Annotated in this window: 14 protein-coding genes; 1 reads left to right on the forward strand and 13 read right to left on the reverse strand. The window is 44.9% G+C overall.

Annotation, left to right across the window (positions count from 1 at the left end):
- Positions 1-2: 2 nt before the first annotated feature.
- The 10 genes from IMZ16_RS05885 to IMZ16_RS05930 form a co-directional block, all read right to left on the reverse strand.
- Positions 3-341 (reverse strand): DUF1049 domain-containing protein, encoded by a 339-nt coding sequence (locus IMZ16_RS05885; protein WP_073177793.1) that lies wholly within the window; start codon positions 339-341, stop codon positions 3-5.
- A gap of 58 nt (positions 342-399) precedes the next feature.
- Positions 400-1,206: a M48 family metallopeptidase gene (locus tag IMZ16_RS05890; protein ID WP_193439264.1), complete on the reverse strand. Its 807-nt coding sequence runs from the start codon at positions 1,204-1,206 to the stop codon at positions 400-402.
- Positions 1,207-1,578: 372 nt separating this feature from the next.
- Positions 1,579-1,929: an Imm10 family immunity protein gene (locus IMZ16_RS05895; RefSeq protein WP_193439265.1), complete on the reverse strand. Its 351-nt coding sequence runs from the start codon at positions 1,927-1,929 to the stop codon at positions 1,579-1,581.
- A gap of 106 nt (positions 1,930-2,035) precedes the next feature.
- Positions 2,036-2,533: a hypothetical protein gene (locus tag IMZ16_RS05900; RefSeq protein WP_193439266.1), complete on the reverse strand. Its 498-nt coding sequence runs from the start codon at positions 2,531-2,533 to the stop codon at positions 2,036-2,038.
- 111 nt (positions 2,534-2,644) lie between these two features.
- Positions 2,645-3,001, reverse strand: a complete 357-nt coding sequence (locus IMZ16_RS05905) for a hypothetical protein (protein ID WP_193439267.1) — start codon at positions 2,999-3,001, stop codon at positions 2,645-2,647.
- A gap of 9 nt (positions 3,002-3,010) precedes the next feature.
- The gene (locus tag IMZ16_RS05910; protein WP_193440810.1) at positions 3,011-3,634 is read right to left on the reverse strand and encodes an RHS repeat-associated core domain-containing protein; all 624 of its coding nucleotides are present in this window, start codon (positions 3,632-3,634) and stop codon (positions 3,011-3,013) included.
- A gap of 86 nt (positions 3,635-3,720) precedes the next feature.
- Positions 3,721-3,873 (reverse strand): hypothetical protein, encoded by a 153-nt coding sequence (locus IMZ16_RS05915; RefSeq protein WP_193439268.1) that lies wholly within the window; start codon positions 3,871-3,873, stop codon positions 3,721-3,723.
- A 160-nt stretch (positions 3,874-4,033) separates the two neighbouring features.
- A complete protein-coding gene (locus tag IMZ16_RS05920; protein ID WP_073177813.1) occupies positions 4,034-4,468 on the reverse strand; it encodes a hypothetical protein in 435 nt (144 codons plus the stop codon).
- 74 nt (positions 4,469-4,542) lie between these two features.
- Positions 4,543-5,619, reverse strand: coding sequence for a peptide chain release factor 1 (prfA, locus tag IMZ16_RS05925; RefSeq protein WP_193439269.1), 1,077 nt, complete (start codon positions 5,617-5,619; stop codon positions 4,543-4,545).
- Positions 5,620-5,782: 163 nt separating this feature from the next.
- Complete coding sequence (locus IMZ16_RS05930) at positions 5,783-6,088, reverse strand: hypothetical protein (protein WP_073177818.1); 306 nt, start codon at positions 6,086-6,088, stop codon at positions 5,783-5,785.
- 134 nt (positions 6,089-6,222) lie between these two features.
- Here IMZ16_RS05930 and fumC point away from each other — a divergent pair, with 134 nt between their 5' ends.
- A complete protein-coding gene (fumC, locus tag IMZ16_RS05935) occupies positions 6,223-7,617 on the forward strand; it encodes a class II fumarate hydratase (protein ID WP_193439270.1) in 1,395 nt (464 codons plus the stop codon).
- Positions 7,618-7,876: 259 nt separating this feature from the next.
- Here the strand turns inward: fumC and mutS are convergent, their stop codons facing one another.
- Genes mutS through hemE form a run of 3 tightly spaced genes read right to left on the reverse strand, consistent with a single transcriptional unit; the run spans position 7,877 to position 12,154 of the window.
- Complete coding sequence (gene mutS, locus IMZ16_RS05940) at positions 7,877-10,459, reverse strand: DNA mismatch repair protein MutS (protein ID WP_193439271.1); 2,583 nt, start codon at positions 10,457-10,459, stop codon at positions 7,877-7,879.
- Positions 10,460-11,095 (reverse strand): putative polyvalent protein kinase domain-containing protein, encoded by a 636-nt coding sequence (locus IMZ16_RS05945; protein WP_193439272.1) that lies wholly within the window; start codon positions 11,093-11,095, stop codon positions 10,460-10,462.
- 30 nt (positions 11,096-11,125) lie between these two features.
- Positions 11,126-12,154 (reverse strand): uroporphyrinogen decarboxylase, encoded by a 1,029-nt coding sequence (gene hemE / locus IMZ16_RS05950; RefSeq protein WP_193440811.1) that lies wholly within the window; start codon positions 12,152-12,154, stop codon positions 11,126-11,128.
- Positions 12,155-12,156: the final 2 nt, after the last annotated feature.

The following is a 12,156-nucleotide window of genomic DNA, read 5'->3' on the forward strand; positions in this document are numbered from 1 at the left end:
ACTTATTTCCTGGTAAAGAATCGGGCGGCTTTTCTCAGCTCCTCCGCCTGTGGGTCATAGTCGGGCTGGCTCATCCGCTCCGCCTGCGCGGCGCGCCGTTCCAGCTCTTCTTTCTCGCGGCGCAGCCTCTCCAGTTCCTGGCGCTTGCGCTCGGCCTTTATGGCGCTGCCCTTTGCGGAGTATCCTACAATACCGCCGATGATGAGCCCTATGCCTACCCCGCCCATAATGCCCATTATGTGGGATAATTGAAATTTCTCTATCGAAAAATCTGTTGTTAGATAAAAAAGCAATCCTGAAATAAGTAGGAGTACGAAGCCTACAGCGGTAAGTCCTTTCATTTGCAGTAAATAAAAACTTCCCAAAGTTACGAAACTTGGGAAGTTTTTGTGGAATTAATTAAATCTTCCCTCCGGAAGCCTTATAATATTCTAGTGCGCGCGGCAGATTTTTCTCTATATCCCTTACGCGGTTGCCAGGATTCGGGTGGGTGGAGAGGAATTCTGGAGCGCGCTGCCCGCCGGATGCTGCCTCCATCCGCTGCCAGAAGGGTACCGCCTCTCGCGGATCATAGCCCGCCATAGACATTAGGTAAAGCCCCATCTGATCTGCCTCCAACTCTTGGCTGCGGCCGTATCGGAGAAGTACGACCTGCGAGCCGATAGGGTAAGCCGCCTGGAAAACCTGCTGCCAGGCCGCACTAGAGATCGTGCTGCCCGCTATAGCTCCGCCGTACTGCGCCAGCATAGCCTGGGAAATTCTCTCGTTTCCGTGCCCCGCCAGGGCGTGAGATACCTCGTGCCCCAAAACTACGGCGAGGCCTGTATCATTTTTTGTCACCGGCAAGATCCCGGTGTATACCGCCACCTTTCCGCCAGGCATACACCAGGCGTTCATCTGGTTTTCATCTATGAGGTTGAATTCCCAATTGTAATCCTGCAGGTCGCTGCTGCGTCCTATGCTACGGTAATAGTTTTCGGCAGCGTTTTTTATCCGGAGCCCTACATTGTTTACCTGTTTTGATGCGGCAGTGTTAGTAATTACCTTAGATTCGGAAAGCGTCTGGCGGTACTGCTGGAAAGCCATAGCATTTATCTGTTGGTTATTTACCATCTGCAGGGAGCGGCGCCCTGTCACGGGATTTGTGGTACAGGCAACAGTGGCAAATGCAGCAGCCCCCATCGCGATAGCTTTTATTTTTTTCATTATAATTTCCTTAAAATTTCAATTTTGCATATCAATTTCTATTCCAAGAGGTTTTTCAAGACTTAAGCATATTTTGTGATTTGGATTCAAAAAGAAAAAATGTTTCGTCTCCTTTTGATTTTATTTACTTTTCCTCTACTTTGTGTTTATAATGGCTGCCTAATCCTTTCTGCTCAATATGGCTTGCTAATTGAACGATTCGGGCAACAGGCTCAAAGCTACCTTGCTCATACACCGTCGTAAAAATCTGCTCATCGGTGTATTCTTGGATTTGCCAATTGCTGTCTTATAATGAAAAGCATTTGCTAGTTTTTTAGGCTAGCAAATGCTTTTTATTGATTTTCATGGTGGACGGGCAGAAATATTGATATCTTACAAAACTTCTAGCACTGTATCACTATCTGAAAAAAGCTTAATTATTTTTTCCTTCATCTCATTATTAAAATCAAAATCTATTTCTAAAATCTTAATACCATCTTTATAAATTTTTTGATTTGAGTTAAATAAAACTATTAAACTGTTGTTATTTATTTGTACTTTCTCAATACCGCCATCATTTGAATACATTTGAGAATTAACTTCATAATAGTAAATTTCAGAATTATCTACTTCTCTCTGTAAAATTAAATATCTGTTTGGGTCAGGCTTCTTACTGTCAGCAAAGGCAATAGTAAGTATTTCATCTTCAATATAATATACTGAATTTTCTGATTTAAATTTCATGTCAGATTTCCTTTAGAATTAACATTCAGGTTTAGGTGTTTTCTTCTTAAGTTTTCTTCCAGCATGCCAATCTTCGGCTTCTGGAGACTTATAAATAATATCTACTTCAATTATCAAAAAATTCTTTAACATCATTCATTTTACCCTTACAGCTTTTACAGGCTCTGTATTCACCTTCAATTATAACTGTATCACCTTTTTCTAAAACTGGCTTCAAAAATCTTACCAAATGCCCACGCTGATTAAGCTTACTCGATTTTTGCGTACTACTTGACTTGCCAATCCGTCGCCCAAACGCATCATAGTAATAATGCGTCGTCGTTGTGGTGACATCAAAGCCTTGTTGGTGGATTTTAATGGACTTCTCAAGCTCATTGTTTGGCGTATAAAACAGTTGTAGAGATTCCAAATACCCCACAATACTTTGGCTAGACTGCTTTAACGGCTCACCGTCTTTATCAACAGGCGTTAACGTCTTAGTCTTAACCCTGCCATGCTTATCATAAAAATAACCGACCTGTTTACCTTGGCTAATCAATTTAGTTGGGCGGTGGGTTTTCTTATCAATGCCTTGTAAATCGTTGGCTAATCCAGTAAAAAGCATTTGCTAGTTTTTAGGCTAGCAAATGCCGTATTTGTAAGTGTTTACGATAGACAAGATAATTTTATTCGGAATTGGCTAGGGAATAAAAAAATATAAGAAAAACTACTATACTTAATCTTCATCCAAATATTCTATTTGGATTTTGTCTTGAAAGTCGTAAATATCATTACCTTTTAATCTCATTTCAAGAGAACCCAAAGCCCCTAAACCTAATTCAAAAATATTCTCTCCACTATCTCTTCTAATAAAAAACCCTAAATCTCCATCTTGACCTATCAATATTGCATTAGGTTCAAAGGTTTGTATATCATACGTCATATTTCTTTCTATTAACAAAGAAAGAGGATATAAGCTAATAGACGTATTAGGAAGTTCAAATATTTCTTCACCTATGTTGGTAACAAATTTTAGATACTCTTTTGGTAATTTAAGGTTGAAATGTTGTTCTATTGATTGATTTGGTTTCATATTTTACCTCTATATATCAAATAATGGATTATTTACGTTTTGTTCTCTCAGTCCATCAAAATATTTATAAGCTTTCTTATAAGCTTTTTTAGCATTTTTTGGACTTACACCTGAATTTATCATCTCCCTATACCCTTCATTAAATTCATGTCTTAAAGAAGTATTCCAACCATTAGGTTGAGCTCTTCTAGTTCTTTGCAAAGCACTTATTTGTGCGTGAGACATACCTGAAGAAGACGGTAGAAGTATACCTGGTGCTCTATTTCTTCTATAACCAGAAATATTTCTCTGTGCCCATTCGTCTTGAATAGGATGATGACTTTGAATAAAGTTATCACTTGCATTATTTCCATGACCATCTGCACGGTTTTTTTGAGGAGATAAGTTGCCATGATTGTCTATATCATGTGTTTTATAGCCATTGGGGTCTTTACATTTAAGTCCCCACGGGTCAATCCACCCAATCGGATTCGGAGCATACTGGAATACATTATTCCCACCGAGCAGACCGATAGGGTCTCTGGAAATGAACATCCCCACATCAGAATCATAATACCTAAATCTGTTGTAGTGAAGTCCAGTCTCAGTATCTAACGACTGCCTTTGAAATTTTTGTTTACCTTGGCTTTGCAGACCGCCAGTCCATCAGTTTTGATGGTTATTTAAAATAAAAAAAACGGACAAGTTTCCTGCCCGTTTTTTTCAAATATTTACATAATTTAGTTTGTAGCCGCTTCCGGAGTCGTCACAGTAGTAGTTGTAGATGTAGCTACCGTATCTACCACAGCTTCGTTTGTCTCAGGCACTACTGTTTCGCCAGTTGTCATAGTCTCCTCAGCAGGCGTTACTACTTCAGTTTCTGTTGTTTCCACAGTTTCTACTTCTTTTTTCTGGCAAGATACTACAGAAAGTACTGCCACAGCGCTAAGCGCGAAAAATGCTTTTTTCATAGTTGATAATTTTTTTAGTGCTGCAAAATTAAAACTTTGCGACGATTTTGCAAATAAAAGTGATGAAAAGTGTGATTTTATTTTATCTGGTCCTCCTTTCGATGTCTCTTTGCACATCCTGTGCCCCTGCCTTTACATCATTGGCACCTTTTTTCGCCGCTGTACTTACATCATTGGCTACTTCTTTTGCTCCTGCCTCTACATCCTGAGCGCCTTTTTTAATGGCGTTACCCGCCTTGTCAAGGCCTTGTTCAGTTTTGTCAAGAGCGCGTTCGAAGTCGTTTTTGGCTTCATTCGAGGGTTCCAAAGTGGTAGTTGTGCTGGTGGTGGTTTCCGTTACCGGCCCGGTGCTCACAGCTCCCGTGCTTAGGGTATCGCCAAGGGAGGAGGTATCGCCAAGGCTGTCTGCTTCGTATACCACAATATTCTCATCCGTGTGGATTTCTTCTTTTTCCACTTTTTTGCAAGATACTACCGCAAGCGTAAGGGCTGTGGCAGAAAGGATTAGTTTTTTCATTGTATAAAATTTTATTCGGGACAAAAATAAAAAAAGTTTTTAATGATCAATATTTTATAAACAAATTTTAATTATCACTCCTCACCCTTCATTTTCTCAGCGTTTTCCGCCATTATCACGGCGTCCATCATTTCCTGAATATCGCCGTTCATATAGGCATCCAGGTTGTAGATGGACTTGTTGATGCGGTGGTCCGTCACCCTTCCCTGCGGATAATTGTAGGTTTTGATTTTCGCGGAGCGGTCTCCCGTGGAAACCATCGTCTTGCGCTGCGCCGCAATATCGCCCTGAACTTCCTGCAGCTTCATATCATAAAGTTTCGCGCGAAGCATCTCCATCGCCAGCTCTCTGTTCGCCAGCTGAGAACGCGCCTGCTGACAAACCACCACTATGCCGGAAGGCTTGTGCGTAAGCTGCACCTTGGTTTCCACCTTGTTCACATTCTGTCCGCCTGCTCCACCGGATCTTGAAGTCTGCATTTCAATATCGGCCGGGTTTATTTCTACATCCACTTCTTCGGCTTCCGGCAAAACTGCCACGGTAATTGCCGATGTATGCACCCTGCCCTGAGACTCCGTTTCCGGAACGCGCTGCACGCGGTGCACACCGGATTCAAACTTCATCACGCCGTACACTCCATCGCCTTCCACCTTCATTATCAGCTCTTTATAGCCTTTCGCCGCTTCGTTTGAATCGGTGATTTCGTGGCGCCAGCCTTTGTCCTTAAAATACATCGAATACATTCGGTACACATCTTCCACGAAAATCGCGGCTTCGTCTCCGCCTGTGCCTGCACGCAGTTCCACGATTACATTTTTATCATCGGCTGGGTCTTTCGGAATCAGCAGTATTTTCAGCTCTTCCTCCAAATTGGGAATTTTCTCCTGAGCTTCCAGCTTTTCCATTTTGGCAAGCTCCGCAAGGTCTTTATCTGAGCCATCTGCAATGATTTCATCAGATTCTTCGATGGTTTTCAGCGCAGCAGAATATTCATCAAATACCTTCACGATTTTTCCCAAATCGCTGTATTCCTTGTTCAGCTGTCCGTACTTCTTTTGGTCAGAAATCACATCGGGCTGGATGATCAGGTCTGCCACTTCGTTGTATCGCTGCTTTATCGCTTCTAATTTGGGAATAAGGGACTTGGCCATTTTTGGAAAATTGAATTTGCAAAGATAGCATTGTAAGATTAAATGATCCCACAGAATTTGTAGTGCGCTTTTGCAAATGAAAATTATTATCTGCTCAAAATCACAAAACAAAAAATTCCGCAACAATTTCTGCTGCGGATTAAATTTTCTAAAGATTTAAGGGCTACTGATAGGTAGGCGCATCGTCAGCATGCGTGCCGTGGCCGTGCTCGTGGATGAAAGGCCCCTCGCCTTTAGGGTTGCTGTAGACCACTTCCACACCTTCCTGCTCCGGCAGGGTTTTCCTTCGGATATCTTCCGGGTCGAACGGCTTGGTTTTGCCAAAATATTCTGCAAGCCCTTCCGTAAGCCACATTGGCACCACTACCAGGCCAAACATAAATATACACCAAAACCCCACTAAGAACATAACCAGAAAGAACAGCGTCCAGAGAAATTGGTAAAATGGCCAAAGAAGAAAAGTAAGCATCCTGTTTGATTTTAGGCAAAAGTAAGACAAATTTCCATTTCCGCAAAACATTTATATATGATTTTTTTCGTTTGCGGCAAGGAGATTTTTTTGTACTTTCGTTGCAGACAGTTTAAACATAAAATTTATCAAATATGGAATTCCGTATTGAAAAAGACACAATGGGCGAAGTGCAGGTGCCCGCCGAGAAATTCTGGGGCGCACAGACAGAACGGTCCCGAAACAATTTTAAAATCGGGCCGGAAGGCAGTATGCCGCACGAAATCATCGAAGCCTTCGCCTACCTGAAAAAAGCCGCAGCCTATACCAATGCGGAGCTTGGCGTGCTGAGCGAAGAAAAGCGCGACGCCATAGCGAAAGTGTGCGACGAAATCCTGGATGGAAAGCTGGACGACCAGTTTCCGCTCGTAATCTGGCAGACAGGCTCCGGCACGCAGAGCAATATGAATGTGAACGAAGTAATTGCCAACCGCTCTCATACCAATGCCGGCGGAAAACTGGGCGAGAAAACTACCGTGCACCCGAACGATGATGTGAACAAATCGCAATCATCGAACGATACCTACCCAACCGCAATGCACATCGCAGCCTACACCAAAGTTGTGAAGCACACCTTGCCTGCGTTAGAAAAACTTCGCAACACGCTGGATGAAAAGGCGAAGAAATTTGAAAACATCGTGAAAATCGGGCGTACGCATTTGATGGACGCTACGCCTCTAACGCTCGGTCAGGAATTTTCCGGCTATGTAGCTCAGCTGGATTATGCGAAAAAAGCCATCGAAAATACGCTGGCACACCTGAAGGAATTAGCTCTCGGCGGAACGGCCGTAGGCACCGGGCTGAACACGCCGAAAGGCTACGATGTAAAGGTAGCGGAATACATCGCGAAATTTACAGGGCTGCCTTTCGAAACGGCACCAAATAAATTTGAAGCTCTGGCAGCGCACGACGGCATCGTGGAAACGCACGGCGCATTGAAGCAGCTTGCCGTGGCGCTCTACAAAATCGCGCAGGATGTGCGTTTGCTGGCATCCGGCCCAAGGTCTGGCATCGGTGAACTTTTCATCCCGGAAAATGAGCCCGGCTCTTCGATAATGCCCGGCAAGGTGAACCCTACGCAAAATGAAGCGATGACGATGGTGTGCGCGCAAGTTCTGGGCAACGATACCACGATTTCCTTCGCCGGAACCCAGGGAAATTACGAGCTGAATGTGTTTAAGCCAGTGATGGCATACAACTTCCTGCAATCGGCGCAGCTTTTGGCGGATGCGATGATTTCGTTCAACGACCATTGCGCCGTGGGCATCGAGCCGAACGAGCCGAGAATTAAAGAGCTGGTGGAAAAATCCCTGATGCTTGTGACGGCGCTGAACACACACATCGGCTACGAAAATGCGGCGAAAATTGCGAAAACCGCTCACAAGAACGGCACCACCCTGAAGGAAGAAGCCATCAATCTGGGGCTGCTAACGGCAGAGCAATTCGACGAGTGGGTGAAGCCTGAGGATATGGTGGGAAGCCTGAAGTAGAGCCAAGACACAAGAATTAGATACAAGTTTCAAGTTCAAGGCTAAAAGTATAGTTTACAGTTTAAGGCTGCGGGCTTGCGGTTTTTGCGTGAGGGCGGAAGCCATTGTTTGAGCTCTTGCGAAGCGCAGCAAAGCGAGTGGCTGCAGACCGACCCTAAGTTTCGCGCCTTAGCGAAACTTAGGGGCACGCCAAAGAATTCAAAGTTTTAAACTCGATAAATAAAATCCGGCGGAATTCTGCCGGATTTTTGTAAAATAATCACCCGCCGATCATTTTCTTTATCGCGTTCAGCTTCATCAGCGCTTCGATGGGTGTGAGGGTGTTGATGTCGATTTTCGTGAGTTCTTCGCGGATGTTTTCTAGCACAGGGTCATCCAGCTGAAAGAAGGACAGCTGCAGGTTTTTTTCCGTTACGCGCTTTATTTTGTCGGTGCTTTCTGCGCTGCGGCTCGCCTCCAGGATTTTCAGGATTTCCTGTGCGCGGCTCACCACCTTGGCAGGCATCCCGGCAAGCTTCGCCACATAAATTCCGAAGCTGTGCTCGCTTCCGCCGGGCAGAAGTTTCCGCATAAAAATCACGCTGTCCTTGTTTTCCTGAATCGCGATGTGGAAATTTTTAATTCGCCCGAAAGTCAGCGCCATTTCGTTCAATTCGTGGTAATGCGTGGCGAAAAGCGTTTTCGGTCGTGTAGCGTGCCCGTGCAGAAATTCGGCAATCGCCCAGGCTATGGAAACCCCGTCATAAGTGGAAGTTCCGCGCCCTATTTCATCCAGCAGAATCAGGCTGCGCTCGGTCACATTATTCAGGATATTCGCCGCCTCGTTCATTTCCACCATAAAAGTGGATTCGCCGGCTGAAATATTGTCCGAAGCGCCAACTCTCGTGAAAACCCTATCCAGAATGCCGATTTCTGCGTGCTTTGCCGGAACGAAACTGCCAATCTGAGCGAGTAGGCAAACAATCGCCGTTTGCCGAAGTATCGCCGATTTTCCCGCCATATTCGGTCCGGTTACCATCAGAATTTGCTGCGTTTCATTGTCCAGAAAAATATCATTCGGAATGTATTTCTCGCCAAGCGGTAGAGAATTTTCTATGATGGGATGCCTTGCCTCCTGCAGTTCAATCGCAAAGCCTTCGTTCAGAATCGGTCTTGTATATCCTTGATTATCAGCTATTAAGCTAAAACCTAAAGCTACATCAATCTGAGCGATAATGGCGGAATTTTGCTGAATTTCATCCATGAATTCCAGAACCTGCGCACAGATTTTCCGGTAAAGCGAATATTCCAGCGCCGAAATTTTTTCTTCCGCACCAAGGATCTGCGTTTCATAATTTTTCAGTTCTTCGGTGATGTAGCGCTCGGCATTCACCAAAGTCTGCTTCCGCACCCAATCCTGCGGCACCTTGTCTTTATGCGTGTTTCGCACTTCGATGTAGTAGCCGAAAACATTGTTGAAATCTATTTTCAGCGATGCAATTCCGGTGCGCTCTGTTTCCCTGGCACACATTTCCTCCAGGTAGTTTTTCCCGTTCTGCTGCAGGTTTCGCAGCGCATCCAGCTCATCATCCACACCCTCCCTTACCACATTGCCTTTCGCCAAATTTACTGGCAATTCTTCCTGCAGATTGTTTTGCAGAAATGTGATGATTTCCGATAAATCGTGCAGCGGCTCAATCCAGGCAGGTATATCGTGAAAACGACGAAGTAACTCCCTGATTTTCTGTACACTAACTAAACTTGAGCGAAGGTAGCCCAGCTCTTTCGGCGAGATTTTTTCTGATGCTAATTTCCCAATTAACCTTTCCAGATCAGAAATGCTTTTCAGCAATTCTGAAATCTCGAAACGCAGCTGCTCCTCCCTGCTGAAAAACTCCACCAGGTTTAGCCTCCGGTTAATTTCGTTCACAGATTTCAGTGGCAACATCAGCCTTCTTCGCAAAAGCCTTGCGGCCATTGGCGTTGAAGTTTTGTCGATAATGTCCAGCAGAGATTTTCCGTCCGGATGATTGGGCTGCAGGATTTCCAGATTGCGAAGCGTAAAGCCGTCCAGCATCAGGAAATCGTCCTGCGGAATCAGCTGAATCTTCGTAATGTGCTGAAGCAAAGAGTGATGCGTACTCTCAACTAGGTAAGCGAAAATGGCGCCTGCTGCTGTGATGGCCAGCGGAAATTGCTCTATACCGAAGCCTTTCAGCGAGATGGTTTTGAAGTGCGCCGTGAGTTTTTCGTAGGCATAGGGGTACTGAAACGCCCAGTCTTCTAGCTTGAAAATGCTGCGGGTCTTCAGCTGTTCAGGGATGGGCACGCTTCTTTGGTGGATGATTTCGGCGGGATTGAAGGTGTGCAGGATGTGCAGCAGTTTCTCCAAATTGCCTTCTGCCACCAGGAATTCTCCGGTGGAAATATCGACCAGCGCTATGCCGTATTTTCCTTTTTCCTGATGCAGCGAGAGCAGGAAATTATTCTTTCGGGAATTCAGCACCTGATCGTTGAAGGTTACGCCCGGTGTCACGAGTTCGGTTACGCCGCGCTTTACGATGCCCTTCACAGTTTTCGGGTCTTCCAGCTGATCGCAGATTGCCACGCGAAGCCCTGCCCGAACAAGCTTCGGCAAATAAGAATCCAGCGAATGATGCGGGAAACCGGCAAGCTCCGTATGAGAATCGCCGTTGTTTCTCTTGGTAAGTACGATGCCCAGGATTTGGGATGTTTTCACGGCATCCTGCCCGAAGGTTTCGTAGAAATCGCCCACGCGGAAAAGCAGCAGCGCATCAGGATATTTCGCCTTAATGCTGTTGTACTGCGTCATCAGCGGTGTTTCCTTACGGGATTTTGCCATTTACTTTTGGTAGAAATTTTCAGTGAGGTAAAAAACGGTGTCGATGAAAAATGGAATTCCATTCTCAAATATCACATTCTCATCGTGTATGTCTTCTAAAATGAGCCCTAAATCTTCATTAATAAAATCCTGATTTCGTATTTTTCTGAAACTGTTGTGCTCCAAAAAATCATTTACAATTTCAAGATTCACAGGTTCGGTTTCCTTTACAAATGATTGGAGCACTACGGAATAAATTTTATCATCAAAAAATTCAAAACCCAATAATTCATAGGCGGTTAAAGGGAAGAAGTAATTATGAATCAGCAGGCTGTTCAGGTAGTCCAGCCAGAATTCGTAGAAAATACCATCATTAAATTTAACAACTTTTGAATTTCCAAATCGGTAAACTTTCTGCTCTGCGCCTTCGGAAAGATAATTTAGGTTTAAATCTTCTCTGTTAAAAATCAGTCCGTTTTCTTCACAGAATTTTCGCAGCAGCTTTTTTTCTTCACTTTTGATTGGCTTCTGCACTTTATGTTTTGCACCTGCTCCCTCATTTCCTCCAAGGTAAATTTGCGCTCTTTTGAGAACACTTCCGCCGCAAGCCTGTTCATCTCCTGAAATGATATTTTGTAGTTCATCCTTTACCAGCATTGGATTACAAAAATAGGAAATTTTGCCGCGCTATTCCGGCCGCCATTCCACCACTGCCTTTACGAAGGCCTCCGCATTTTCCACCGGAATGTTCGGCAGGATGCCGTGCCCAAGGTTCACGATGTAGCGGTCTTTGCCGAAACGCCTTATCATCTCGTGCACCATCTTCCGTATGGTTTCCGGCGAAGAATGCAATCTCGCAGGGTCGAAATTTCCCTGAAGCGTAATTTGGTTTCCGCTAAATTTCCGCGCGTTTTCCGGCGTTATCGTCCAGTCCACGCCAAGTGCTGAAGCCTTGCTGTGCGCCATTTCTTCCAGCGCAAACCAGCAGCCCTTCCCGAAAACTACAACCTTCGTTACTTCGCTGAGCGCTTCCACGATTTGGTTGATGTACTGCCAGGAAAATTCGCGGTAATCTTCCGGCGAAAGCATACCTCCCCAGGAATCGAAAATCTGCACTGCCGAAACGCCTTTTTCCACTTTGCGTTTCAGGTAGGCTATCGTGGTATCGGTGATTTTCTGTAAAAGTAAATGCGCGGCTTCAGGCTCGGTGTAGCAGAATTTTTTGGCCAAATCAAAAGCCTTAGAGCCCTTGCCTTCTACGCAATAGCAAAGGATGGTCCACGGTGAACCGGCAAAGCCAATCAGAGGAACGGCACCGTTGAGTTTCTCCAGCGTAAATTCCACAGCATCAAGTACATAGCCTAAAGTTTCGTCCACATCCGGCACTTGTATTTGCTGCACTTGTTCTGCCGTTCTTATCGGGTTTTCAAGCCAAGGTCCTACGGATTCCTTCATCTTGAAATCGATGCCCATAGCCTGCGGAACCACCAGAATATCCGAGAATAAAATAGCGGCATCCAGCGGAAACCTGCGCAAAGGCTGCACGGTAATTTCCGCTGCCAACTCTGGCGTTTGGCATCTCGTGAAGAAGTCATATTTCTCCCTAAGTGCCATAAATTCAGGTAGATAGCGCCCGGCTTGCCGCATCATCCAAACCGGCGGTCTTTCCACGGTTTCGCCGCGCAAAGCACGAAGATAAAGGTCGTTTTTCATCATAA

The organism is Cruoricaptor ignavus, from assembly GCF_014961145.1.
In the GTDB taxonomy this organism is placed as follows: Bacteria; Bacteroidota; Bacteroidia; order Flavobacteriales; family Weeksellaceae; genus Cruoricaptor; species Cruoricaptor ignavus.